The sequence below is a fragment of the Acidobacteriota bacterium genome, from assembly GCA_018001935.1.
Lineage (GTDB): Bacteria > Acidobacteriota > JAAYUB01 > JAAYUB01 > JAAYUB01 > JAGNHB01.
The window spans coordinates 115,361-140,802 of sequence record JAGNHB010000006.1; the positions used below are offsets into that span (position 1 = coordinate 115,361).

Below are 25,442 nucleotides of genomic sequence, written 5' to 3' on the forward strand. Positions count from 1 at the left end.
CCCGTTTCCTCACTTTTCTGCTGGCGGCGCCCGCGGGCCCGCCGGTATAATGGCCCGGCCCGGCGGGGCAAATCCGGATTTCGGAGGCAGCTTGAGCGACACCCGGTTTCACCTTCCGATGTGGGTTTTAACGGCTCTCGCCGTCGTCGCGGCGAGCGGCTTTCCCATGGCGGGGGCCCCCGATGCGCCACCCCCGCCTGCGACTGCGATCACCTACCCCGACGGCGACGTCAACGGCGACGGGCGCACCGACGTCGTTGACCTGGTCATCGTCCGGCAGGTCCTGGCCGGGGGCATCCCCCTGAACCAGGCGCCCTGTACCCGCCCCGGCGGGGGCGACTTCAACGCCGACCTTCGCCTTGACGGGGCCGACGCGGACGGCCTGGACAAACTCCTGGCCGACCGGGCCGGCCCCCCCCCGGCCCGCCTCCGCTTCCTGGACGATTTCGAGGCCGGCAACTACAGCGAGAACATCTGGGTCCCCCGGCCCTGGTTCAATTTTGACGTCGGGCGGGACGGGGGGGTGTCGCTGCGGGTGGAGAACCTCGTCGCCGGGGAATCCGTCCTGGTCGGCACCTCCATCGTCATCAAGCCGGTGCGCACGTGGCTCCTGGGGCTGACGGCGGACATCCGCGCTGAAAATGTCTCCGCCCCGCCCAATCCCTGGAACGGCATCAAGCTCATGCTGCGGATCGTGTCGGCCGACGGCCGCGTGGAGTGGCCCCAGGTCACGGTGGGGACGGGGACCTTCGGGTGGGCCACCCTCGGCGCGCTGGTCGCCGTCCCCGCGGACGCTGCCCAGGCGACCCTCTACCTCGGCCTGGAGTCGAGCACCGGCCGGGTCTGGTTCGACAACGTCCGTCTCGAGGGGGTGCGCACCCCGGAGGACTACCCCCCGGCCCGCGACCCCGCGATCCCCATCCCCGCTCTTCACCCCGAGCCCCGGTTGCGCGGGGCCATGGTGAGCACCCTGGCCGGCCCCGACGACCTCGCCGTCCTCGGGCGGGACTGGAAGGCCAACGTGATCCGGTGGCAGCTCGGCGGCACCGCCTTCCCCGAGGGGCTGCTGACGCCCGGCTACGACGTCGTGCTGGGGCAGGAACTCGACCGGCTGGACGCGGCGCTCCCCTTCTGCCGGGAGCACGGCCTGCGGGTCGTGGTGGACCTGCACTCCCTCTCCGGCGGCGCCTGCGCCTCCCCGGCGGCCCAGGAAAAGCTGGTCGCCGTGTGGCGCGTCATCGCGGCACGGTACCGGGATTGCGAGGCGGTCTGGGCCTATGACCTGGCCAACGAACCGGCCCTGGGGGAGACCTGGTCCGGGGAAACGGCCCCCTGGGACCGCCTGGCGGAGCGCGTCGCCCGGGCGGTGCGGGAGATCGACCCCGCAAAGCCCGTCATCGTGGAGTCGGTTTTCGGGACGCCCGCCGCCTTCCGCTACCTAGTCCCGCTCGATTTCAGCATCCCGGGCGTGATCTACAGCGCCCACATGTACGAGCCGGGCGCCTTCACCCACCAGGGCGTCTTCGGCGGCACCGACAGCTTTGTCTACCCCGGCCTGATCGCCGGGGAGACGTGGGACGCGGAGCGCCTGCGCACCGCCCTCCAGCCGGTGAGGGATTTCCAGGAGAAGTACCGCGTCCCCGTCTTCATCGGGGAGTTCAGCGCCATCCGATGGGCCCCCGACCACAGCGCGCACCGCTACCTGAGCGACTGCATCGACCTCTTCGAGGAAAACGGCTGGGACTGGTGCTACCACGCCTTCCGCGAGTGGCACGGCTGGAGCGTGGAGCACGGCGAGGACCCGTTCGTCACCGAGCCGTCCCCCACCCCCACCGACCGCCAGCTCCTCCTGAGAAGCTGGTTCGACCTCAACGAAAAACCCTGGGCCCGCCGATAATCGCCACCGCCCCTCGCCCGCACCCCGTCATCAACGCCCAGGGAAACCGTTCAGCCCGCCATGACCCCCTCAGAGCCGCGCGCGTAAGCAAGCGGCAAAGCAAACAACAACCAGAGCCGCGCGCGTAAGCAAGCGGTCAAGCAACCCTCAACCAGCGCCTCGCGCGCAATCAAGCGGCTAAGAAGACAGATGCTCCTTTCCCACCGCCCATGCTTCCGGATCGGTAACCTGAGACATATTCCCCGACCATGGCGATCTCCGATCACCCAAGACGAACAGGAAATAGCTCCAGCCGTGTGATCTCCTGATCCCGATTCATCCATGCCGTCGCAGGGCTTCCTCTTCCCCCTTTATTCGAGGATTCCCCAGTCGGCGAGGCGGTAGCGGGCCCCGTGGAGCGTGCCTTCGCCCGTGGCCAGGGTGGCCTTGCGTCGCTGCACGTCCTCGACATATTCCGGGCGGCTGGCCTCGGCCACGACCTCGGCGATGCACACGCGTATCTCCCCTTCCTGCGCGGCCGGGTTGGTGTCGAGCCACTGCTGGATGCGCTTCCCTTCATTGTCGAAGTTGATCCCGCCGTTCTGCACGGCGATGTCGAAGCACAGCGCCATTCCCGGCTCCGCGGTCAGGCCGAAGCGTCCCGCGTCCCGCCGAGCGATCTCCCAATATCGCTCGACCCGCCTCAATTGAACTTCCTGGACTTCAGGGAAGGTTCCGAGCGTCTGAAAAGCCGCCTCCCAAGCCGGTTCCAGGCGTGTTTTTCGCTTCCCGCGAGAAAGCCCGCCGGCCCATCGAATTTGGGCAACCCTGCCCATGGCCAGAATGTCGAGGAGGGAGTCCCGTAGCGGACCGAAGGCCTCATCGATCAGGTTCGGATGCCGATCCCGTATTTCCTCCAGGATCGCTTGCACCTCGCCGGATTTCAATGTGAAGCCGATGATGCCCCAGGTGAGCCCCGTCCCGTCGTAGTTGCCGGCCGCTTTGCCGAAGCCGTGGCCCTCGAAGTCCGCCGTGATCTGGAGACAACGGTCCAGCAGGCCCGGCTTGCACTCGCCCGTAAGGGCTTCCCAAGTGGGGCCGTCCACCTGCCCGGCCCTCCAACTCGCCGTCTTCGCCGGCAACGTTACTCCCTGCCGCTGCTGGAACGCGGCCACAGCTTTGGCGGTATCGGTGCCGAAGATGCCGTCTGAGTCGGCTGGTCCGACCCCGGCCACTTGTAGGGCGCGTTGCATCCTCCGCACCAGTTCCCCGCGCACGGCGCGGTAGCCTTTCATCGGTTTCTGAAAATAGATCCGCGTCATGAGGACTCCCGGGGAATTCTGCTTGCAAACCAATTTCCGCTTAGTGCGTCTTCAATCGTCGATTCCGGTAGATAAACAGAGACTGAGCTGGTCGATCATCTGCCAATCCCCGGTTGTCCAGGGAGCTGCTGTTCCGATAGTGCTCCACCCTTCCCAGGTTCACCTGAAGGTTCCCGCTGCTCTTTTCTGATTTTTTTCAGATGGCTCTGATAGGTCTTTGAGGATCGTTGGGCGCCGACGACGCTCCGGCTGAGCACGAAACCGGAAATCCCGCCCAACAGGGTACCCAGGACTTCTTTGTCCAGTTTCCCGCTCATCCCCAGCATGGTGATGGCGATGGTCAGAAGGAATACGGTGATCAACTCCAGCAGCAAACCGGACGAAAAGATGATCTGCTTCAGATCCTTGTTGATGAAAAGAGGGACCAGGTACATCGTCAGGAGGGTGACGGCCAGGATCGGGAACACCCAATTGATGATGGTTGAGTCGATCTGGGCTTGACCCTGTTCCATGGCGCTTATTTCGTCTTCCTTTCGTATTATTTCCGTCTTCAGTCTCAAGAGTTCCTTTTGGTTCGACTCCTTTTCTTTGTTGATTTTGTTGATGTTCGTGGTCGTGAAGTTCTTCGACAACCGGCCGATCACCGTCTCGAACCCTTCGTCTTCGAACAGGTCGCAACACGCGCTGAACTTCTCTCTGGCCACCGGTCTGAAATCCGAGAGGGCAGTGACGACCTCCTGATAGGTTTTATCCTGGTAGGTCGACTGCTTGAAATCGTCCGCCAAGCCGTTCAACAGGAGATTGCGAAACAGGTTCAGGTCTTCGGCGGGCCAAAGCAAGGAAGCATTCCGGTCGAAATACTGGAGCCGCCACTTGTAGATCGGCGCGTAGAATTCCTCCAACAGGTCCTTGAGCAGGACGGAAAGACCGGAAACCTCCTGAGGGCTCAAGGACGGCTTCCATCGCTTTCGGATTTCAGTGATAACTTCCCGAATCTCCTTCGGATAAGGAATCTTTAAAAGATCGGCTGCCAGAACTCCACAAAGATCTTCTTTTTTCCGAATTTCCTTCTCTGTCTTCCTGGTGGACTCCAGGTCCCGATAAAGCTCCGTCACTTCGAATTTCAACTGAGCACCGGAGGTTTTTTCTCCCTGAAGGACGCCGGGCGAGGGTCCTGGGTTCCTTGCCCCTTGGGATTCCGCGGGAAGTGAACTCAGGAGGGCATAAAGGACGGTCAGTCCGGTAATAATACGGAATGGAATACCTGAAGCGTAACTCAATTTTCCTCCTCTTTAAATCACTTACGCCCCTGTGGCGAACTGCACGTGCATGGGGTCGGGGGTGGGGAAGTCGCAGCCGTGGCTCCAGCCGTGGATCTCCCAGAGTTCGTACCACCAGTCAGGGAGCGTCCGGGTGAGGGGGGCGCCGCGGGGGTTGTGGAGCGGGTCCCAGTCAATGGCGATCCCCCAGGCGTGGAGGGAGAGCGCCGTCCCGCCGGTAATCGGGCGGAAGTTGAATCCCCCGCCGTGGAGGTCCAGTCGGCGCTCGTGAAGCCATGACCGGATTTCGGTGTCCCCGGCGCCCACCCCGCATCGCGCGCGGGCGTAAACCCAGATCCCGCTCAGGACGGCCGAGAAACTGTCGGCCAGCAGGCGGTGCAGCCGGATACCGGACGACCTGACGAGGACTTCCCCGTCCTGATAATAAAGCTGCCAGCCTGGCGGTGGCGCCACCCGTAAAATGTTCTCTTCCTCCCAGGACTTTTTCAGCGTCCCATCCGGGTTGGCCGGGTTGCCGAACCTCGTTCCGATAGCCTTTCGACCATGTGGTGGATGCATGGTGACCTCCGGGAAAGCTGGTTGTTCGCCGCACGCTTCGCTGGAAGGATGGGCGTCGTCGGGTCCGCCCTGCCCTGGTGTCGTCCTTGTCCGACAGCGTTTTCCCGTTCCCGGAAACATGGCCTGTCGCGGCTGGAGGATTCCTGGCGGCATCGGGTCACCTTGTCATTGAGACTCCAGTGTCCCTTTGGAGACTAACGTCGCAAACATCTTTCTCTCTTCGCCTTGTCTGGTGTCCGTGGGGTTCGTGACTTCTTCTCCGGGTCATCCGTGGGTTTTCTCCAGTCGAATCGAGTTAGGGGACATTGGGCGGCGCATAGTTTCCTGCACTCCTGTTCATTTTGGCGATGACACTGCCATCAAGATTGGGACCCAATCCCTTCTTCGGTTTTTGCGGAGCATGGATCGGTCGGTGATAATCTCCGCTCCATTGCAGGCAGCGAAGAACGGTCCGGGTGGACTTCGTGGCCAGACCAAAGGTTCCGGGAAGCTTCACCAGGAGAATGCTGGCCAGGCGATATGCGAAGTTCTGGGACTTCGCCGGAGGTTCCAGCACTCCAAGGTTTCTGCATGTGGGATTCAATCCATGCCAGTCGAAGCTCAGACCGCAACCGCTTGGATTGACACAGGAACTAGCCTTATCCACCATCCAATCCAGCGTCAGGTCGGACAACCCCGTCTGTGCATACCCCCCCCCGATATTGGCATGAGCCCCGGCAAACCATCTCTCATCAAAGTTCTTCCCGACAATGTGATTGATGTTCGGCGTCAGGGGTGTGGGCCGGAAGGGCCATCGGTGCTCGTCGATCGCCAGTGCGTGACAGGCATTCTGGACGATGGAGCTGAGCTGCGTGTCATGAAAATCACAGCGGGAGAGTTTGACCAGCAGCCAGCCCAACGGAGTGAGGAAAGGGGCCCCGAGGGCGCCCACCGTGTCGAACACGCCGAGAAAATTGATGTACAACGTCTCCCTGGAGCCGGGCTCCGCCGTCCGTTCCTCGCCGTTCACGGGCATGGACCACGAATTTTCCTTGCGGAAGTTCACCGCTTGAACGCTGTCAGGATGCCATTCGGCCGAACGGCTTTTGTATCGCCTGTAAGCTTCGTTGATCATGTGGATTCGGTCCCGGCGAAGGACGCCCAAGTTTCGGATCATGCCGGACAGGCTGCGGGCCGAGTAGGCCCCCCGGCTGAATCCGAAGATAAAGATTTCGTCCCCCGGTTGGAAATTGCTGGCCAGAAACCGATAACCCTCCTTGATGTTTTCGGAGAGGCCATAGCCGAGAATCCCTCCGCGTAGCCTCTCGCCACGCCGCGTCCCCACTCCGCCAATGTAATTAGCGAGTTGGGGATTGCCACGGGCATCCGAAGGGCAAAGCAATTCGAAGAGCTTAAGGATGTTGGTCGGGCAGGGGATGCCGTCCCGGGTTTTCTGATCCGCCCGGTTCCAGGTCCCGTCGAAGAAAACGGCCAACTTCTTCATGTTTACCTCCAGGGAACTTTTTCCTGGGAACCGGGTGCCTGGTTGAAAACTGGCGGTTTGGAAGGCCTTTCCCACTCGGAAGGCTACTTCACTTCAAAGGGTTCGGAGTCTGTTGATTCAACTCCCCTGGATACACGAACCTTCCACGTGCCGGCTCCAAACCCTTCCAGATTTCTGGTATCAATGGCCATCGTGTCGTTCCCTTTCTTGGTCACTCTTCTCGTTTCAACAACACAGGACCCGGTTTTCGCTTCAGGTCCGATCTTCAGCAGTTCCACCTTCAGCGGGTGATTGTCGGAGTTTAAGAATCCCGCCCCCTCGAGGATTATCGTGCCTCCCTCGTGCGTCGGGCGCTTGCTGATTCCCAACGGAGTGAGGGTATAGTCAGCTTGCCAGTGGTATTCCATGCTCTCTATCGCCGGTTTATCCTTTCTCTCCTTGACCACCTGCACCCGGATCACTTGGAGAGGATCTATCCTCCTGCTCAGGTGGTACTTTATCCGCATGCTCCGGTCAGTCAGGCTGCCCGCCTCGATGTCGAGGCCGCTGATGCCGAATTTTTCCGCCTCCAGGACCAATGGTTTGCCGCCTGAAAAGCAACGGCCGTAAAGGGTGGCCGCCTTGTTTCCCGCCTCGGCCCAGTTGGAAGTGACGTCATTCCCGCCGTCAGCGATGACGCCGGAGATGGATGCCGGCACTTCACCCGCGTCCAGAGTCATGGCACCACCCACCACGATGCTTATGGAATCCAAGCTCAATCGGTCCAGGAATATTTTCAGCAGTTTGTCATCAGGGCCCAGTTTCGTCTCATCCGCTGCAAACAGGAGGCAGTTCTTCTGCAGATGCTCCAATTTCTCTTTGAAACCTTTATCTTCTGAAAACAGCAACCCGAGGGATTTCTTCAGTTCCTTGTCGACAAGGAAGGACATGGGAGAGAAAAAAACGGCGGGGGATTTCAGGAAGATCTTTTTCATCCCTGGGGAGATAAACCGGTCCATGGGAAAGAAGGCCAGCAGGATGGCGGAGGTTTCTTTCGGGACGACGGTGTTCGTGTGAAACCCCAGGTCCGCTAACCGACTGATCCGATCGACTGTGGAATCCGGCCAGAAGGCCTCAACACCAGGGATCAGGTTGCCGTTGAAGGCTGCAATGCCCTTGATCCAGTCCTGATCGTGGATCTTGAACTGGTAGGCGGCGGCCAGCGAACCGAGAAGGCGCAGCGCTCGAATCGTGACATTCCGGATCGTCCAGGGCTGGGCCTGCAGCATCTGCCCACGCACAATCCGGGATTCGACGCAGGAGACGTGAAATTTTTCGGAGTAGGCTCGCCAGCCGGCTTTGCCGTCCACGCGGTCGTCCTTCCCCGCTTTCACGGTACTGCATCCGACGTCGGTCCCACCACCGGCCAGCAGCCATTGACTGAAATCGATGAAGATGCTGTGAACGATCAGGGCCGCGTCAGGACTCCGGTTGGAAACCGTCAGATGAATGACGGCATAGGTTTTCGAAACTTCCTTGCCAAAAAGCGACTGCACGATCTTGGGAGACAACAGGACGGCATCGACGGACACGTTGTCGTTGACGGTAAGGACGGTTCTCAGAGGGAAGCCTTCGTTGACGCGGAGTTCTCCCTCGACGGTGGGGGGCGGTGTTTTCTCCCCCATGGCCAAGCTCATTGGGATGACAGCCAACACCAGCAGCAAACGTACAAACATGAAAATCCCTCCTGCGGCGGTGAGGATCGGGTCTTGCCCGGCATCGCCGTTCGATGAAATCCCAGGACTGGAAAGCACGTTCCTCCTGGAAGCTCATATCGGCATTACCCTACCAGAAGGGGAGATTGGTTGAAGCTCGGCATGGTGTTCCTGCGAGATTCGGAACAGGCGTGATGTCGTTGGCAAGGGTTCAAATCGTTTAATGGTAGTTCCGCGATGGATTTTCACATTATCCGGGAATACCGGGAGTAGAACTGGGGCAACAAGCAACACAGAGAGTGCATTTCCTCCTCGACCTTGCTAAAATGAACCTCGCCGTCCGTTCCAAAAATCGAACAACAGGAGGGGTGCAGGTTGATAAAAGCCGAGGAGGGGAACCGGGCGACGGGCCTGCGGTTGAAGAACCTGAGGCATCGGTTGGGGTTGTCCATCCGGGACGTGGCGGCGGCGAGCCGTTGCGTGGCGGAGAAGGCCGGCGACGACCGGTACCTCCTGTCCCCGAGCCAGGTGGCCGACATGGAGAATCACGGGCGCGTGCCCGGGATTCACAAACTCTGCGCCCTGGCCATCGTCTACGAGCGGCCGCTCCTGGAGGTCCTCTCCCTGCTGGGGGTGGACGTCCACAAGGAGACGGCCGGGAGAACCGGGCCCGTCGGCGACGGCGTTCCCGACCGGACCCGCCCTGTCGACCTGGTGAACTCCCGGCGGGAGATGGACGTTCCCCTCCGCTTCGACCCGATGTTCTCCCGGCAGGCAACCGTGCTCCTGAACCGGGTGATCGTGGAGTGGCGGACGCTTCCCTTCGAATTCCTCAACCGCCTGGATTTCGAGCGGTACCTTTACGTCCGGATCGGGCGGAAGGACAACCTGATGCACCCCCTCCTCCGTGCCGGGTCCGTGGTGAAAGTGGACACCCGGCGGCGGGACACATCGTCGGCGGACCGCCCCGGGACACCCGCCAGAGGGGGGCGGGCGCGGAAGGCGCGGAATACGGCAGGGGCGGCCGCCCCTCCACCGGCCGGGAGGGAGGGCCCCGGCCCCGGCGGCGCCAGGGAAGGCGTCGGCTGGCGCAACGAGCACGAGCGGCCGTTGTTCCTGGTGGAGACCCCGCGGGGGTGGCGTTGCGCCTGGTGCCTGCTGGACGGCCCCTGGGTCTGCCTGGTCCCGCACCCCCTCTCCCTGAAGCCCCAAGAGCGTTACCGGTTGCGTTCGGAAGCGGAGATCGTCGGAACGGTGGTTGGCGGGTGGGTGTCCTTCAGCCCAGAGGACGATTCGTGAGCACTGTGTCGAGGGTGAGACGGAAGCGGTCGGCTTCGGCCCCGTCCGCGCGGTCCGGAACGAGGCGGTCCACCGGGGCGCCCGGGGTGTGGGCGGAGAAGAGATCGGCCCCCCATGCGGGCCCCCCGGAAAGGAACCGGCCGATCTCGGCTTCGAGGGCTTCCGGCGGAAGGGACGCCACCCGGGAGAAAACGGACCGGTGAACCCGGTGGAAAGCCTCCTGCGCGGCCTCCGCCCCGTAGAGGTTCTCCATCCCCCAGTGGACGTATCGCCGCGTCGAAGGGTCCCGCAGGGAAGCCAGGTAGACGAGTTGGTGGAAAACGCCGGACAGCGCCGCCAGAAACGATCGCTCGAGGTCCCGGCAGGCCGCCTCGACCGATTTCTCGCCGCCCCCGAAGATGCCTCCGTCCCCCATCCGTCCTCCTGCCTCCATCCTGGACCGTCCCGGAACGTCAGGGTTGCCCCTTGACGATCATGTCACACTTTCCGGGCCGGCATTGTGACGTGTGATCCCTGAATGCGTTCTCACGATCGTCCTCGAACGTTTCCGGACCGCCCGCCGGCGAGAGGACCGGGACGGCCGGTTCGCAACGGGGGGCACCGGAATCCGCCCGGTTTTCCGTTGCTTTTCACGGCCCGGTGTGGCAAGCTGAAAGCCCCTTCGCGCAGTGGCCGGGTCCGGGCGGGAAAGCCCGGAGGGCGCCGCGGGCGGCGGGGAATTCCCGAAAGGAGCGACACCATGAGCCAGGCGTTCGAGTTCGAGACCGCGACGGTGCTGGACCGGTTCCTGCGATACGTCCAGGTGCACACCACGTCCCGGGACGACGCGGAGAGCTACCCTTCCACCAAGTGCCAGAAAGACCTCGGGAAGATGCTGGTGAAGGAGCTCAAGGCCCTCGGGCTCGAGGACGCGGCCATGGACCGGCACGGCTACGTGACGGCCACCCTCCCGTCCAACCTCCCCGAGGAGGCGGCGGCGAACGTGCCGGTGATCGGCCTCATCGCTCACCTGGACACCTACCCCATGGTCTCGGGCGAGGACGTCAACCCGGTGCTGCACGAGAACTACGACGGCTCCGACCTGGTGCTGCCGGGCGACCCCGCCCAGGTGATACGGGTCGATGAGAACAAGGAACTCCAGGACTTCGTGGGCGACACGATCGTGACCTCTGACGGGACCACCCTCCTGGGGGCGGACGACAAGGCCGGCATCGCGGAGATCATGGCGGCCGTGGAGTACATGGTGAAGAACCCCGACTTCAAGCACGGCGCCATCCGGATCGGCTTCACGCCCGACGAGGAGGTGGGGGCGGGGACGCGCTACTTCGACGTGGAGAAGTTCGGCGCCCGCTACGCCTACACCCTGGACGGCGACTATCCCGGCGTGGTGGAGAACGAGACCTTCTGCGCCGACGGGGCGGTGGTGAAGATCACCGGCAAGGACGTGCACCCCGGCTACGCCAGGGGGAAGATGGTGAACGCCGTCCGGGCGGCCGCCTACTTCATCCAGCTCTTCCGCGAGGCGGCCCTCCCCGAGACCACGGAAAAGCGCGAGGGCTATCTGCACCCCCACGTGATCGAGGGGAACGTCAGCGAGGTCAAGGTCCACATCCTCCTGCGGGATTTCGAGGTGGAGGGGCTCGCGGATCACCGGGAGTGGCTCGAGCGCGCCTGCGACAGCGTCCGGGGCCGGTTCCCCGGGGCGGTGGTGGAACTGGAGGTCAAGGAGAGCTACCGGAACATGGTCTACAAGCTCCAGGAACACCCCCAGGTCCTCGAGTACGCCGTGGAGGCCATCGAGCGCGCAGGGCTCAAGCCCATCCGGAAGGCGATCCGCGGCGGCACCGACGGGGCCCGCCTGAGCTTCATGGGCCTGCCGACCCCCAACCTCTTCGCCGGGGGGATGAACTTCCACTCCAAGCAGGAGTGGGTGGCGGTGAGCGCCCTCCGCAAGGCCGTCGAGACCATCCTCCACCTGATGGCCATCTGGCGGGAAAAATCCCTGGGGGCCTGAGAGGCGGCGTGACGAAGATCTACACCCGAACCGGCGACGCGGGGGAGACCGGGCTCTTCTCCGGCGAGCGGGTGCCCAAGGACCACCTCCGGCTCGAGGTTTACGGCACCCTGGACGAGGTGAACGTGTTGATCGGGGCCGCCCGGGCGAAGAACGGGAACCTCTTCCTCGAGCAGTTCTGCAGCCGTTTACAGACGCTCGTCTTCATTCTCTGCTGCGACCTGGCCACCACCGGGGGAGGAGCGGTGGACCGGGTCGACGGGCGCCACGTCCGCTACGTGGAGTCCTGCATCGACCAGATCACCGCCGAACTTCCCCCGTTGCGAAGCTTCATCCTCCCGTCCGGTTGCGAAGCCGCCCTTCAGCTCCACCTGGCCCGGACGGTCTGCCGCCGCGCCGAGCGACGGCTGGCGGCCCTCTCCCGGGTGGAACCCGTCAACCCGGATACGGTGGTCCTCGTCAACCGGATGTCCGACTACCTCTTCGTCCTGGCCCGCTACGCGAACCACAAGGCCGGCCGGGCGGATGAACCCCTGAACCGGGACTTCCCCGAACTCAAGGCGTTCTGTGCGGGACAACCAAGAGATGAAACCACTAATCGCACTAATGAACACTAATAACGCCTCACGTTTAGGGAAGTGAGAGCGTTGCGCATTTTTGTTTTATGTATGGCGAAATGGCAAAGAATGTCTTTCTTCTCACTCTGCCTCATCAGGTAGTCAGACGCTGAACAGTTAACACTGGGCAGCCCATCATCCCCAAGACAGGGTTGTAATTGCATCTATTAGTGAAGATTAGTGCTATTAGTGGTTCGGTCAAATCGGTCTCGAGGAAGAAGTGGCGTTAGACCAAAGGGAATACAATGATACTCAGTAGTGAAGAGAGAATGAACGGTGCGGACGATCCCTTCGTGGTCGGGGGGAAGACGTTGTCGAGCCGGCTGCTGCTGGGGACGGGGAAATACGCCTCCAAGCAGGCGATGGAGGACGCCATCCGGGCCTCGGGGACGGCCCTCGTCACCGTGGCCATGCGCCGGATCGACGTGGAACGTCACGAGGACAACCTCCTCGAGCACATCCCGCCGCACGTGGTGCTGATGGTCAACACCTCGGGCGCCCGCAACGCCGGGGAGGCAGTGGAGATCGCCCGGCTCTTCCGGGAGGCGGGCGGCGGCGACTGGGTGAAGATCGAGATCATGACCGACTCCCGCTGGCTCCTTCCCGACAACCAGGAGACCGTGAAAGCCACCCGAACCCTGGCGGCCGAAGGCTTCGTGGTGCTGCCGTACATGTACCCGGACCTGTATGCCGTCCGGGCGCTGGAGGACGCCGGCGCCGCGGCCGTGATGCCCCTGGGTTCCCCGATCGGCAGCTGCAAGGGCGTGGTCACCCGGGACTTCGTCCGGATCACCGTGGAGGAGACCTCGCTCCCCGTCATCGTGGACGCCGGCATCGGCGCCCCCTCCCACGCCGTGGAGGCCATGGAACTGGGCTGTGCGGCCGTCCTGGTCAACACCGCCGTGGCCTGCGCCAGTGAGCCCGCCGCCATGGCCGAGGCCTTCGCCCTGGCCGTCCGGGCGGGGCGCCTGGCCTACCGGGCCGGCCTGGCCTCCGGTGCGTCCGAATCCTCCGCTTCCTCCCCGTTGACGGGGTTCCTCTTCGAAGACCCGTCATGATGTCCGCCGGCGAAATCCGACGCATCCTGGAGGATCCGTCTCGGGCCCTGCTGGAAGACCTCGCGGGCCGGGCCGCCCGTCTGACCCGGCAGTACTTCGGCCGGGCCGTGTCGTTGTACGCCCCGCTGTACCTCTCCAACTACTGCGAGAATCGATGCCTCTACTGCGGCTTCCACCAGGGGCGGGGCATCCGGCGGCAAAAGCTGGACCGCGACGGGATGCGTCGCGAAATGGGGGCCGTGGCCGCCATGGGGATCCGGAGCATACTCCTCCTCACGGGGGAGTCGCGCGTTCACACACCGCCCGAGTACATCCGCGGGGCCGTGGAGGAGGCCCGGGCGTTCTTTCCCGCCATCGCCGTGGAGATCTACCCCCTGGAGGAGGACGAGTACCGCGACCTGGTCGCGGCCGGCGTGGACGGCGTGACCCTTTACCAGGAGACTTTCGCCCGGGACCGCTATGCCCGGGTGCACCCGGAAGGGAGGAAGGCCGACTATGACTGGCGACTGGACGCCCCCCGCCGCATGGCGAAAGCAGGGATCCGGACCATCCAGCTGGGGGCCCTGATGGGGCTCTGGGACCCCGCGGAGGACGCCGCCGCGCTTTTCTCCTACCTTCACGACATGGAGAAGCACTTCCCGGGTGTCGAGTACAGCCTCTCCTTCCCCCGGATCGTCCCGGTCAATGCATCCCTGGACTATTTCCCCGTTTCGGACGAGGGCCTCGTGAAGCTTCTGGCCCTCGCCCGCCTGGAGTTTCCCCGGGTGGGGATTTCCCTGTCCACCCGGGAGCGGGCCCGCATGCGGGATCACGCCCTGGAGATCGCGGTCACCCGGCTCTCCGCTGCCTCCCGAACCACGGTGGGCGGTTACGGGGATGCCGTCGCGGCCGCAGAGGAGGACGCCGGGGACGCCGGACAGTTCGAGGTGCGGGACAGCCGGAGCGTGGCGGAGATCGTCGCCATGCTCCGCGAACGCGGCTTCGACCCCGTCTTCACCGACTGGCGGCGGTTCTGATCCAGATCACAAACCACGAACCGTGCCGGCGATCCGGAGTGCGGCGGTCAGTCGTCCGGGAGGCGGCGTGCGCGGGCGGCGATCAGGAGGAGGGTGGGGACGATGAGCAGGATCGGGCCGAGGTTGTAAGCGATGGACCACGGGTCCGCAGGCGGCGGCTCCAAGTCCCGGGTCAAGTAGCCGAACCCGGCGAGGAGCAGGCCGTAGACCGCCAGGACCTGCCCTCCGTAAGCATTGATCTCGTACCAGTTCCGCTCGGACTTGAAAGCCTTGGGGATCCGGACGCCGTAGAACCGGTTCATGGGCACCCTGCGGAGCGCGAGGGGGATGGAAAATGCAGCCAGGACGCAACCCGCGAGGCAGTGCATGGTGCTGGCGGGGATCATTGCCATACCTTGTCAGGAGAGCCTTTGTGAGCGCAGCTTTGCCAGTTGCTCCCCGTCAAGCCCGGTGAGTTCGCTGACACGGTCGTCGTCGAACCCGTCGCGGATCAGGCGCAGGGCAACCTCCGCCAGACCTTCCGCCATGCCTTCAACCCGGCCCTTGGCCCGGCCTTCGGCCAAGCCCTCGGCCCGGCCTTCCTTCCGGCCGTCCAGGCGGCCGGCGTCAAAGTTGGATTTTGCCAGGCTGGCCTGGTAGCTCACCTCGTCCATGTACCGCTCGTACTCCTCCCGCTCCTCGGGCGTCATCTTCAGGATGTCCAGAACCTCCTTCGCCTTCGCCAGCCCACGGGCCTTGAACTCTCCCCGGATCTCCTCGTTCTTCAGGAAGTAGATCCACTCGTCCAGCGAATCCCGCGCCACGTCATCGAAGCGGTTGATCTTCAGGAGGTAGTACTCCGGGTAAATCTGGTGCACCGCGTCCTTGCCGTACAGTTCCTTCTGCTTCGGGCTCAGTTCGAGCACGTCGCCCTCGTGGATCCCCACGAACTCCGTCTTCCCCCGGTAGACATAGTCCTTCCCGTGCCCCAGTTCGAAGTAGAGGATGTCCACCGAGATGACCTTCTTCACCTCGCTGTATGCCGAGCCCTTGTCCATGTGCTCCGTCACGGCCCTGGACACCCCGAAGAGCATCCGGTGAAAGTAGTCGTACTGGGTGGTGTACTGGATCTCGATGATGACGATCTCCCCCTGCCCGGTGGACACCTTCAGGTCGACCCGCCCCGCTTTCCCGGAGCCTCTCTCCCGGTCCGTCTCGGACTCCAGGACTTCCAATATGGTGATGTCCTGCATGAGCAACTCGCTCAGGAACCCCTCCAGGACCTCGAAATTGGCCTTGCTCCGAAGCAGTCGTTTCATGGCCCAGTCGAAGCTGACGAATTGACGTTTTCTCATCGATGACCTCTGTAAAACCCATCGGGTGAAGCCGAAGAAGTCACCCCAAAACATCATATCACGAGGCCTGACAAATGCGGCATGGAACAAATCGGGCGCAAAAAACGTTTTATCTCTGACTCTGTGCAGGAGGTTCGACCATGTCGCGCAAGAAAGGTTCCGCCGTCGTCCGCACCGTGACGACGCTGCTCATCCTGGTCATGGCGGGGGGGCTCTACTGGGTCTTCAGCGCCATGTTCAACCAGAAGCGGGAGATCCCGCCCGAGAAGATCACCCCCGTCAAGCGGGAGGACATCCTCCGCTCCGTGGTGGCGGTGGGGAAGATCGAACCGGTCACGAAGGTGGAGGTCAAGTCCAAGGCCAGCGGGATCATCCAGACCATCGCCGTGAACGAGGGGGACATGGTCGCCCGGGGACAGGTCCTGCTGGAGCTGGACCGTGAGCAGCTGACCGCCCTCTGCCGGGAGGCCGAGGCCAACGCCCTGGCGAAGAAGGCCCTGCTGGAGAAGGCGCGCGTCGAGCTGCGGGTGGCGCAGAACTCCCTGGAGAAGTCCCGGGAGGAGAGCGCCAGCCGTAACGCCGAGTTCGCGGGGCGGGATTTCGACCGCATGAAGAAGCTCTACGACCAGAAGCTGGTCGCCCAGTCGCAGCTGGACGAAGCCGAGCAGCGCTTCCGCGACGAGCAGGTGCGCCTCAATGTCCTGAAGAAGGACGTCCTGGTCAAGGAAAGCGCCATCTTCGGCGCCCAGAAGGCGATCCACCAGGCCGAGGCCGACTGGAACGCCGCGGAGGCCATCTGCCGGCGGGCGGCCGAGGACCTGGCCAACGCCACCATCCGCAGCCCCATCGACGGGAAGGTCCTCAAGCGCTACCTCGAGCCCGGCGACGCCGTCAGCTCCATCCTGCAGCTGGGGTCCAACGCCACCCTCATCATGGTGGTGGGGGACACCCGGGAGCTCTACTTCAAGGGCGACGTGGACGAGAGCGACGTGGGGAAGGTCCGCGAGGGGCTCCCCGTCAACCTGCGGGTGGAGACCTTCCGTGACAAGGTCTTCCCGGGCGAGGTGTTCCGGATTTCCCCCATGGGGCAGGAGAAGGAGAACGTGACCCGCTTCGAGGTCCGGGTGCGGATCGCCTCCGACGCCGAGGGGCTGCGGACCGCCATGACGGCCAACGCCGAGATCGTGCTGGAGAAGAAGGCGAAGGTGCTCACCGTCCCCGAGACCGCCGTGATCTACGACGAGCAGAAGAAGACATTCGCCGACCTCCTCACGGGGTCCGGGGAGCGGCAGCAGGTGAAGCGCGTGCCCATCAAGACCGGCATCGGCAACGGGGCCCGGGTCGAGATTCTCGAGGGGCTCGCCGAGAATGACCGCGTGGTGATGAATTGAGTGTTCGGGCAGAAGACGGGAAGCAGAGGCCGGGAGAGAGGAGAGACGGTGATGATCGGGCGGAAGCGGGGGCGGTTTGAAGGTTTTTTAAGAGTGTCCGACGTGTCCGACAAGTCTGACAAGTCCGACCGGTCTGACCGGACCGAGCGGGCGGGGTGGCCTGCTTCGCGGTCGGAGGTTTCCGGCCCGCTTGCAGCCAACAGCCCTCAATGCTCAGACTGCAGACTTCCCCTTGCGGTGGAGGAAAAGTGAAGCGCCGGCGGGCGGGGTTTTCATTTTCGGACCTGTGCCGGGAGACGGCGGCGGACCTGCGGCGCAACAAGCTCCGGTCGGCCCTGACCATGCTGGGGATCGCGTGGGGCGTGGCGTCCCTCATCATCCTCGTGGGGGTGGGGGAGGGGATGCGCCGGGGGCAGATGGAGAAGAGCCGGCTGCTCGGCAAGGACATCCTCATCGTCTGGGGCGGGTCCACCAGCATCCCGGGGCCGGGGATGGCCTCGGGGCGGCGGGTCCACCTCACCGTGGACGACTACGAGGCCGTCAAGGCCAACGCCTACCTGGTCGGCAAGGTCAGCCCCGAGCTGGAGCAGTCCCTCGTGTGTGTCACCCCCGTCAACCGGGGGACGTTCGACGTCTCCGGCGTTCTTCCGGACTACCAGGAGATCCGGAGCCTCGAGGTGGACAAGGGGCGGCTGATGACGGACCGGGACATGGAGGACGCCGCCCGGGTCTGTCTCATCGGCGACGAAGTCAACAAGCAGATCTTCAGCGGGTCGGCCGTCCCCGGGGACGAGGTGGCCATGGGGGGGGTCAAGTACCGGGTGGTGGGCGTCCTGGCGCGCAAGGATCAGAACTCCAACTACAGCGGTCCCGACAACTTCAAGCTCTTCGCACCCTACCCGGCCATCCGCCGGGACTTCCCCTACGCCGACAACCCCATGGGCGACCGGGCCCTCGCCGACATCATCGCCCAGGCCATTTCCCTGGACAAGTGCGAGGCCGCGGAGCAGCAGATCCGCGAGGTCCTGGGCCGCAAGCACGGCTTCGATCCCCTGGACCGCGATGCCATGCCCTGCTGGAACTCCGCCACCCAGGGGAAGATGATGAATGCCATGTTCGACTCCATGAAGCTCTTCATGAGCTTCGTGGCGGTGGTCACCCTGGTCCTGGGGGGGATCGGCGTCATGAACATCATGCTGGTCTCGGTCCGCTCGCGCACCCGGGAGATCGGCCTCCGAAAGGCCCTGGGCGCCACCCGGCGGAACATCCTGGCCCACTATTTCTTCCAGGCGCTCCTGATCTCGCTGGGCAGCGGCCTGGCCGGCTACCTCGGCGCCACCGCCCTGTGCGGGGCCGTCAACAGCCTGCAGCTCCCCGACTTCTTCGCGGGGATGATCGTGCCGCCGTGGATGGGCCCGGCGGCCTTCGGCTTCCTGACCGCCATTTCCCTGGCCGCGGCGTTCTACCCGTCGTTTTCCGCCGCCAACCTGGATCCCGTGGAAGCCCTCCGCTTCGAGGAGTGAGCCATGCGACTGTCCTCTCTCGTCAACCTCTCCTGGCAGGCCGTGAAGGCCCAACCCGTCCGGACCGTCCTGACCATGCTGGGGATCACCTGGGGGGTGGCCTCCTTCGTCATCCTCATCGCCTACGGCACCGGGATGCAGAAGGCGCTCTACGTGGGGCTCTCCTACTTCGGCGACAACGTGGTGGTGGTCCAGAACGGCCAGACCAGCCTTCAGGCGGGGGGGCAGCGGGCCGGGCGACCCGTCCGGATGGAGAAGAGTGACGTGGAGGCGGTGCGCGCCGAGGTGCCGCTCATCAAACGCATCAGCGGGGAGGTCTTCCGCCGTTACAAAGTGGAGTACCTGCAGCGGCGCACCACCGCCGGCATCCGGGGCGTGGAGGGTTGCTACGGTGAGGTCCGGGGAATGTTCATGGCCACCGGGCGCTTCCTCTCCGACGAGGAGAACCTCCAGATGGCCCGCGTGGCGGTCCTCGGCGACGAGATCCGGGAGCGGCTCTTCAGCAGCATCCCGGCGGTGGGTCGGGAAATCAAGGTCAACGGGATCCGCTTCACGGTGATCGGGGTCTTGCGCAAGAAGATCGCCATCTCCAACTACTACTCCCCCGACGACATGTGCATCATGGTGCCGCTGAACACCATGGCGCTCTTCACCGACACCCGCTACCTGAGCAACCTCGTCTACCAGCCGGTCAGCCCCGCCATGGAAGAGCAGGCCAGGCGCCAGTTCCGGGCGGTGATGGGGCGGCTGCACGGCTTCGATCCAGCCGACGACAAGGCGCTGACCGGCTGGAGCTACTCGCAGGTCAAGGAGATCATCGACGGGATCACGGGCGCCACGAAGGCCACCATGGTCTTCGTGGGGTTCATTACCCTCTGCATCGGCGGCATCGGCGTGATGAACATCATGCTGGCATCGGTGAAGAGCCGGATCCGGGAGATCGGGACCGTGATGGCCATCGGGGCCAAGCGTCGGCACGTGCTGCTCCAGTTTCTCTTCGAGACCCTGATCCTGACGTCGGCGGGGGGCATCCTCGGCTACCTGGCCGCTTTGGGGGCGGCGCACCTCATCGGCGGGATTCCCTTCCTCGGCGTCATTTTCGAGGACACCTCGGGGCAGGGGGACATCACCCTTGTCGTGGGTGGCGGGGCCTTCGTCACCGCCTTCGTGGTGCTGGCGGGGGTGAGCCTCTTCTTCGGCCTCTGGCCTGCCCGGCAGGCGGCGAGGCAGGAGCCGGTGGAGGCGCTGCGGTACGAGTAGCGGCAGGGGAGGGAAATTGGGGGACATGGGAGTAGTGGGAGTAATGGGAGTAATGGGAGTAATGGGAGTAATGGGAGTTATGGGAGTTATGGGAGTAATGGGAATGTTGGGGGGAATGGGAATCGGGCTGGCGGCTGAAAAGCGGGCATAGAGATTTATCTGCTCGCAACCCTCATCGCGCTAATCACTTCCAGTAATCCCATAACGCCAATCATTCCTAACACTCCCATAATTCCCATCGCTCCCATAATTCCCATAATTCCAATAGTTTCCGTAGCTCCCATAGCTCCCATAGCTCCCATAGCTCCCATAGCTCCCATGGCTCCCAAGGTTCCCGCAACTCCCAACACCCCCGTTACCCCGGCCAGTTTGCTCACTCTTCCCTGAGCTTCTGCTGTTCCGGGGCCGGCAGGCGCCCCTCCTGGCGAAGCGCCTGCCGGAGCACGTACTCGATCTGGCCGTTGAGACTGCGGAGTTCGTCCTCGGCCCACCGTTTCATGGCTTCGAGGACCCGGTTGTCGATCCGGATCACGAAGGCTTTCGGCTCCGCCATGATACCCTCGCGATCAGTGGTACAGGGTGCCCGCGTTCACCACCGGCTGGGTGGGTCGGTCGGAGCAGAGAACCACCATCAGGTTGCTGACCATGGCGGCCTTGCGCTCTTCGTCGAGTTGGACGATGTTGTTCTTCGACAGGTGCTCCAGGGCCATCTCCACCATGGTCACCGCGCCCTCGACGATTTTCGCCCGGGCGGCGATGATGGCGGCCGCCTGCTGACGGCGCAGCATGTCCGCCGCGATCTCCGGGGCGTAGGCCAGGATGCTGATCCGGGCCTCGACGGTCAGGACGCCGGCCTTGGCGAGGCGGTCCTGGATTTCCGCCTGCAGGTGCGTGGCCACAGCGGCCGTGTGGCCGCGGAGCGACATCACCGCCTCCTCGTGGGAGTCGTAGGGGTAGGCCGTGGCCAGGTTGCGCAGGGCGGCCTCGCTCTGCACGCTGACGTAGTGTTCGTAGTTGTCCACCTCGAAGACGGCCTCGGCGGTGTCCACCACCTTCCAGACCACCACCGCGCCGATCTCGATGGGGTTGCCGTCCTTGTCGTTGACCTTGAGCCGCGAGGTCTCGAAGTTCCGCACGCGCAGGGAGATTTTCTTTTTGGTGTAGAACGGGTTGGCCCAGCGGAGCCCCTCGTGCTTCTCGGTGCCGCGGTAAGCCCCGAAGAGCATCAGGACCACGCCCTGGTTCGGCTGGACCATGAAGAGCCCGGCCAGGCAGAGCAGGTCGAGGAACCAGACCACGATGCACAGGGCGAGCTGCAAACCGCCGCCCTGGCGGGCCTCGAGCTGCATGCCCGCGTTGATGATGCCGAGGACGCAGACCACCAGCAGGGGGAGCAGGAACAACAGAACCGGCAAACCGGACACCGTGCGGGTTACTTTTTCCTGGATCATGATTGACCTCCTTCAAACTGATATCAAATTAATATCACCCTGCAAATCCGGAGTCAAGTAAAATCCGACCGCCTCGGAAAAAAACTGCTCCGCCCGGCAATCACACGGGCGAGTGCGAGCCGGAATTCCATAAAACATGGTATTTATTGTATTAATCTGTTCGCGTGGAGGGAGCCGGGCCGGAAACACGTGCAACAAAGGCTTGTCCACGGCTACCGCGATGCGATATAAGCGACCGTTGCGGTACCGGGGACCGCCGGGCCAAGGCGAAGCCCCGAAACCGGACCCGGGGCTCCGTCGCGCCGCCAAGGCGACCGGCGGCAGACGCTGGCCCCGCTCCTACCGGTCACGGGGAGGATGAGAATTCCCGCAGGGAGCAGAGCGCATGGGGGCGAACCTTCCGGAACCGGCCGCTGTCGCGGGCACCCGACGGGCGTTCGCGGCGCTGTGCCTGCTCACGGCGGCCCTGGTGGTCGCCGGCGTTTACAGGCGGGCGCTGGGCTACCCCTTCATCCAGGACGACTGGAGCTACCTGAGCGCCCTCACCCACCTGGACGACGCCACCAACCTGGCCCGGGACTTCGACCCGGTGGGACGGCTGCACTACCGTCCCCTGGGGACCGTCGCCTTCATCCCGCTCTACCGGGCCTTCGGGCTGGACCCGGTCCCGGCCCACCTCCTCAACCTCCTCCTCCTCGCCGGGGCCGCGCTTCTGGTGGCGGCCCTGGCCCGCCGGCTCGGCGCCGACCGCTTCACGGCGTGGGCGGTGATGACGGTCTACGCCGCCGCCGTCTCCATCCACCTGGATCCCGTGCTGTGGCTGGTGGGCTTTTTCGACCTGGCGGGGGCGGTCTGCTTCTGCGGGTGTGTACTCCTCTTCCTCCGGGGAAACACCGGGCTCTCGCTGGGGGTCTTCGGCGCGGGGCTCCTCTGCAAGGAGTTCCTCGTCGTCTTGCCCACGCTGCTGGCCCTGACGGCCCTCCTTTCGGACGGCCCGCTCCCGGGGGCGCTGAGAGCCGCGCTGCGCCGCCTCTGGCCCCACGTCGTGCTGATGGCGGCCTTCCTGGCGATGCGGGCCCTGACGGGCCTTTCCCCCTTCGGACTGCCGGACGACCACCCTTACCGAATGAAGGTCCTCGGCCTTCATCTCCTCGAGAACGCGGGACGCTACGCCTGGTGGGGCGCCGAGGCCCTGACGCCTTTCCGGGACCTGCGCCCGGCGGTCGGCATCCTCCTGGCGGCGTTCCTGGCGGCCGCTTTCCTGTGGCTGAAACGGGTCGAGGCCCGGTCCGCCCCGGCGGCCTGGCGGCGGCCGGCGTTCCTGGCGGGCTGGGTGGCGCTCGCGCTGGCCCCCGTGATGCTCCTCCCCAACCACTGTTACCGCTACTACCTCGTCTACGGTCTCCCGGCGGCGGCACTGCTTCTCGTGGAGTGCCTGCGGGGGCTCCTCCGGGCCGCCGGGGCGGGGCCGCGATTCCAGAAGGCCGCCCTGGCCGCCTACCTTTTCCTGCTGGCGGCGACGGGGGCCCTCTGGTTCGCCCGCAAGGACGCGGCGGGGCTCCGCGACCCCTACCTGCCCGGCACCAACCACCTCGTCCACCGGGCGGCCGCCGTGCGCGCGGTGCAGGGGTACCTCGCCGCCGCCCGGCCCCGGGTGGCGCCCGGGACGGTCTTCGTGATCGGCGGGGCGGACCTCGAGTCCTTTGACCGGGACTGGATGTTCCGGGTTCTCTGCCGGGATATCACCGTCCGGGCCGTCGGCGCGGACCAGGTCCGGTTCGATGCGGAAGGGGCTTTCGTGCCGGGCGGGGAAGCCGGTCACGTTCGACTGGACCCGGCCCGGTCCATCCGGCTGGAGGTCCTCGATGACCACCGGGCCCGGCGGCTCCCGTTCCCGCCGTGACCGCAGCCGGATTTACGGCCGTCTCCCCCAATAAAATTTCCCCATCATACTTTCACCCTCCGGGCGAGGGCTCGGCCCAAAGGATTGCCATCACGTTCCCGTACGATTTCCGGGCTCTTGCGGGGCCTACCACCAGCCGATGGCGGTGTAACCCACGAAGTGGTGGAAATTCGCCGGGGCCGTGACGCCCATGCCCGGGATGTCCGACACGTCGATGCCCGCCTCGCTGACACTGGTCCCGCAGTCCAGGATGGCCCCGGAGAGGGGTGGCAGGCCGAGGGACTCGCGGACGCGGGCGGCGGTGACCATCCCGAACGGGACGGAAAAGCGTCCGCACCACGTGACCCGGTAACGGGTGACGTCTGCCGGGTCCACGCAGCGCTGCATGAAGCGACGGGCCTTCTCCGGGTCGAGCGGGCCCGCGAGGGTCATGGCGATCTCCCGGTCCTGGGCGGCGGCCCGGCGATAGCCCTCCAGGTCCGCGCCGAAGGGGCAGTAGTGGCTGGGGCCCCAGTGGGCGTCGCCATAGTGGACGCCGTCCACGGAACAGACGAGGGCCACGTCCCGCCCCATAACCCACCCCTTTGCCTTCATCACCGCCGAGAGCGCGTCGCTGAAACGCCCGGCGAGCCCGTCGAGGGTTTCCCACCCCATATGGGGCACAAGCACCGGCACGATTTCCACGTCCCTGCGGAACGCCTGCAGGAAGTAAACGATGGCTTCCACCGAATGCTCCACGGCATGCATGTCGTTGCTCACCACCCGGTCGGTCTGCGGCAGCCGTTGCAGCAGTTCGGCGCGCAGGGGCGACACGGGGATCGGCCCGTAGGGCCCCCGCCAGGCCGGGAAGGCGTCGAAAACCAGCTTGTCGCGGCAATCGAAGACGCGGGCCTTGTGGAACACCCCGAAAACGATGACCCGCGGGGCCCGGATGTGTTTCAGGACCAGGGCATAGAGGCGGCCGGCGTAGGCGTAATCGTCGTGCGGGCAGGCGGCGAGGGCGAAGGCGGTGCCGCCGTCCAGGACCTTCTCCTCGCGGAGTTGGCTCTCCCGCGACCGTGCGGCTTCCAGGGAGCGGTCCCGGACCGCGTCCATGGCGGCGGCCGTGGGGGCGAAACCCGTGGTGTCCATCTGTCCGCGGAGTTGGGGCGTGGAAGCGATTCCCGCTTTCTTCAGGAGGTCTGCGGGCGTCGGCTCAGCGGCCCGGGCCCGGGCGGGCGTCATCCCGGCGATCACGGGAAGCACGAACGGAGTCAGGAAAAGCAGGATCTTCCGAGGATTCACTTGCATGCTCCACCTCCGGGACCAGTATACGACATTCTCCGGGGTTGATGCACGACGCGGATTGTGTTACCTTGCCAGTTATCGATCGAGTCTGTCTCTTTACGGCCGGGGAGGGGTGATATGCTGCAGGACGTGCTGTTGGGCCTCCTGGGATTCGGCTTGGCCGTCTATTTTCTTCTGGCCACTTATGTCATCTTCAAACACGGATTTTTCCGGGGGGCGCTTTCCCTGCTGATCCCCATCGTTTTCTTCTATCATCTGATCGTTCTGCGCAGAGAACTGCGGGGAGGGCCTGTCCTGTTGGGGGTGGTCATGGGGGCGGCCGTCGTCTTTGCGGCGCTTGCGTCGGAACGGAACCCCGGGAGTGAGCCCACCCCGCTTCCCCCGGAGCCTTCCGCTCCCGACCGGTACAGCAAGGCGAACCCGGGGGAGTCCGTGGAACGCGACCGCGGGAACGCGAGGGGCAATCAGACGGAGAAGACGAAACCCGTGCGCCGACAGCCGACCCGTGCCCCTGGCCGGTGAAGAACGATGCACCCGTAAAAAGACATAAAAAAGGAGGAAGCATGATCCGCAGAGTAAGCGATTTTCTCGAAGACTGGGCCTACGAGAGGGAGGCCACGCTGAAAATCCTGCATCGCCTCACCGATGCATCCCTCGGGCGGAAGGTCTGCGACGAGGGAAGAACCATGGGGTACCTGGCCTGGCATCTCGTTCTGTCCATGGGCGAGATGATGCGGCGCACGGGCCTTTCCCTCGGGGGGCCGCCCGAGGACTCCCCGGCCCCGGCGTCCGCCCTGGCCATCGCCGAAGCCTACGAGGCCGTGTCCGAAGCCCTGGAGCACGGCGTCCAGTCGACCTGGACCGACGAGATCCTGGAGAAGGAGGACGAGATGTACGGCGAACGGTGGAAGCGCGGGAAGACCCTGGGCGTCCTCATCCTTCACCAGGCCCACCACCGGGCCCAGCTCACCGTCCTCATGCGCCAGGCGGGGCTCAAGGTCCCGGGCGTGTACGGCCCCTCCCGGGAGGAGTGGCAGTCCTTCGGCCTCCAGCCGCTGCCGTGAAGAATTGATGCC

24 protein-coding genes are annotated in these 25,442 nt (G+C 64.5%); 12 read left to right on the forward strand and 12 right to left on the reverse strand.

The features are described from left to right. The first annotated feature begins 91 nt into the window (after positions 1-91). Positions 92-1,897, forward strand: coding sequence for a cellulase family glycosylhydrolase (locus tag KA419_04110; GenBank protein ID MBP7865111.1), 1,806 nt, complete (start codon positions 92-94; stop codon positions 1,895-1,897). Positions 1,898-2,247: 350 nt separating this feature from the next. Here KA419_04110 and KA419_04115 read toward each other — a convergent pair whose 3' ends face one another. From KA419_04115 to KA419_04135, 5 genes are all read right to left on the reverse strand, one after another. Beyond that, complete coding sequence (locus KA419_04115) at positions 2,248-3,198, reverse strand: peptidoglycan-binding protein (protein ID MBP7865112.1); 951 nt, start codon at positions 3,196-3,198, stop codon at positions 2,248-2,250. A gap of 95 nt (positions 3,199-3,293) precedes the next feature. Then, positions 3,294-4,478, reverse strand: a complete 1,185-nt coding sequence (locus KA419_04120) for a hypothetical protein (GenBank protein MBP7865113.1) — start codon at positions 4,476-4,478, stop codon at positions 3,294-3,296. 21 nt (positions 4,479-4,499) lie between these two features. Further along, the gene (locus KA419_04125; GenBank protein MBP7865114.1) at positions 4,500-5,036 is read right to left on the reverse strand and encodes a M15 family metallopeptidase; all 537 of its coding nucleotides are present in this window, start codon (positions 5,034-5,036) and stop codon (positions 4,500-4,502) included. Positions 5,037-5,331: 295 nt separating this feature from the next. Next, the gene (locus tag KA419_04130; GenBank protein ID MBP7865115.1) at positions 5,332-6,519 is read right to left on the reverse strand and encodes a DUF2235 domain-containing protein; all 1,188 of its coding nucleotides are present in this window, start codon (positions 6,517-6,519) and stop codon (positions 5,332-5,334) included. Between the two features lie 83 nt (positions 6,520-6,602). Then, the gene (locus tag KA419_04135; protein ID MBP7865116.1) at positions 6,603-8,312 is read right to left on the reverse strand and encodes a hypothetical protein; all 1,710 of its coding nucleotides are present in this window, start codon (positions 8,310-8,312) and stop codon (positions 6,603-6,605) included. A gap of 276 nt (positions 8,313-8,588) precedes the next feature. Between KA419_04135 and KA419_04140 the strand changes: the two genes are divergently transcribed. Beyond that, positions 8,589-9,512 (forward strand): helix-turn-helix transcriptional regulator, encoded by a 924-nt coding sequence (locus KA419_04140; GenBank protein MBP7865117.1) that lies wholly within the window; start codon positions 8,589-8,591, stop codon positions 9,510-9,512. Here the strand turns inward: KA419_04140 and KA419_04145 are convergent. After that, on the reverse strand, positions 9,490-9,927 hold the full coding sequence (locus KA419_04145; GenBank protein MBP7865118.1) for a hypothetical protein: 438 nt from the start codon (positions 9,925-9,927) through the stop codon (positions 9,490-9,492). The genes KA419_04140 and KA419_04145 overlap by 23 nt on opposite strands. Positions 9,928-10,251: 324 nt before the next feature. Here KA419_04145 and pepT point away from each other — a divergent pair, with 324 nt between their 5' ends. The 4 genes from pepT to thiH all read left to right on the forward strand — a co-directional run bounded on the left by pepT (position 10,252) and on the right by thiH (position 14,217). Further along, entirely contained in the window at positions 10,252-11,526 is a 1,275-nt protein-coding gene (gene pepT / locus KA419_04150) for a peptidase T (protein MBP7865119.1), read from the forward strand. A gap of 8 nt (positions 11,527-11,534) precedes the next feature. Continuing rightward, on the forward strand, positions 11,535-12,143 hold the full coding sequence (locus tag KA419_04155) for a cob(I)yrinic acid a,c-diamide adenosyltransferase (GenBank protein MBP7865120.1): 609 nt from the start codon (positions 11,535-11,537) through the stop codon (positions 12,141-12,143). A 269-nt stretch (positions 12,144-12,412) separates the two neighbouring features. Next, entirely contained in the window at positions 12,413-13,201 is a 789-nt protein-coding gene (locus KA419_04160) for a thiazole synthase (protein ID MBP7865121.1), read from the forward strand. Continuing rightward, complete coding sequence (thiH, locus tag KA419_04165; GenBank protein ID MBP7865122.1) at positions 13,198-14,217, forward strand: 2-iminoacetate synthase ThiH; 1,020 nt, start codon at positions 13,198-13,200, stop codon at positions 14,215-14,217. The genes KA419_04160 and thiH overlap by 4 nt, the downstream gene beginning before the upstream one ends. A gap of 47 nt (positions 14,218-14,264) precedes the next feature. On the opposite strand, the gene KA419_04170 is transcribed toward thiH, so the two are convergent. Both KA419_04170 and KA419_04175 read right to left on the reverse strand, forming a co-directional pair. Next, a complete protein-coding gene (locus KA419_04170) occupies positions 14,265-14,603 on the reverse strand; it encodes an SdpI family protein (protein MBP7865123.1) in 339 nt (112 codons plus the stop codon). A gap of 12 nt (positions 14,604-14,615) precedes the next feature. Further along, complete coding sequence (locus KA419_04175) at positions 14,616-15,551, reverse strand: Rpn family recombination-promoting nuclease/putative transposase (protein ID MBP7865124.1); 936 nt, start codon at positions 15,549-15,551, stop codon at positions 14,616-14,618. A 140-nt stretch (positions 15,552-15,691) separates the two neighbouring features. Between KA419_04175 and KA419_04180 the strand changes: the two genes are divergently transcribed. From KA419_04180 to KA419_04190, 3 genes are all read left to right on the forward strand, one after another. Next, on the forward strand, positions 15,692-16,942 hold the full coding sequence (locus KA419_04180) for an efflux RND transporter periplasmic adaptor subunit (GenBank protein ID MBP7865125.1): 1,251 nt from the start codon (positions 15,692-15,694) through the stop codon (positions 16,940-16,942). Between the two features lie 248 nt (positions 16,943-17,190). Then, positions 17,191-18,465, forward strand: coding sequence for an ABC transporter permease (locus tag KA419_04185; GenBank protein ID MBP7865126.1), 1,275 nt, complete (start codon positions 17,191-17,193; stop codon positions 18,463-18,465). Between the two features lie 3 nt (positions 18,466-18,468). Then, positions 18,469-19,725: an ABC transporter permease gene (locus KA419_04190; protein ID MBP7865127.1), complete on the forward strand. Its 1,257-nt coding sequence runs from the start codon at positions 18,469-18,471 to the stop codon at positions 19,723-19,725. A gap of 155 nt (positions 19,726-19,880) precedes the next feature. On the opposite strand, the gene KA419_04195 is transcribed toward KA419_04190, so the two are convergent. From KA419_04195 to KA419_04205, 3 genes are read right to left on the reverse strand one after another with little or no spacing between them, the layout of a single operon-like run. Then, complete coding sequence (locus KA419_04195) at positions 19,881-20,045, reverse strand: hypothetical protein (GenBank protein ID MBP7865128.1); 165 nt, start codon at positions 20,043-20,045, stop codon at positions 19,881-19,883. A gap of 53 nt (positions 20,046-20,098) precedes the next feature. Further along, entirely contained in the window at positions 20,099-20,278 is a 180-nt protein-coding gene (locus KA419_04200) for an Arc family DNA-binding protein (protein ID MBP7865129.1), read from the reverse strand. Between the two features lie 13 nt (positions 20,279-20,291). Beyond that, a complete protein-coding gene (locus KA419_04205; GenBank protein ID MBP7865130.1) occupies positions 20,292-21,176 on the reverse strand; it encodes an SPFH domain-containing protein in 885 nt (294 codons plus the stop codon). A 385-nt stretch (positions 21,177-21,561) separates the two neighbouring features. Here KA419_04205 and KA419_04210 point away from each other — a divergent pair, with 385 nt between their 5' ends. Further along, on the forward strand, positions 21,562-23,079 hold the full coding sequence (locus KA419_04210) for a hypothetical protein (GenBank protein MBP7865131.1): 1,518 nt from the start codon (positions 21,562-21,564) through the stop codon (positions 23,077-23,079). A gap of 126 nt (positions 23,080-23,205) precedes the next feature. Here the strand turns inward: KA419_04210 and amrB are convergent, their stop codons facing one another. Then, positions 23,206-24,369 carry an AmmeMemoRadiSam system protein B gene (gene amrB, locus KA419_04215; protein MBP7865132.1) on the reverse strand — a complete coding sequence of 388 codons (1,164 nt, stop codon included), beginning with the start codon at positions 24,367-24,369 and terminating at the stop codon, positions 23,206-23,208. 114 nt (positions 24,370-24,483) lie between these two features. Here amrB and KA419_04220 point away from each other — a divergent pair, with 114 nt between their 5' ends. Together KA419_04220 and KA419_04225 are read left to right on the forward strand one after the other, a co-directional pair. Continuing rightward, positions 24,484-24,888 (forward strand): hypothetical protein, encoded by a 405-nt coding sequence (locus KA419_04220; GenBank protein MBP7865133.1) that lies wholly within the window; start codon positions 24,484-24,486, stop codon positions 24,886-24,888. Positions 24,889-24,929: 41 nt separating this feature from the next. Continuing rightward, entirely contained in the window at positions 24,930-25,430 is a 501-nt protein-coding gene (locus KA419_04225) for a DinB family protein (GenBank protein MBP7865134.1), read from the forward strand. Positions 25,431-25,442 lie beyond the last annotated feature (12 nt).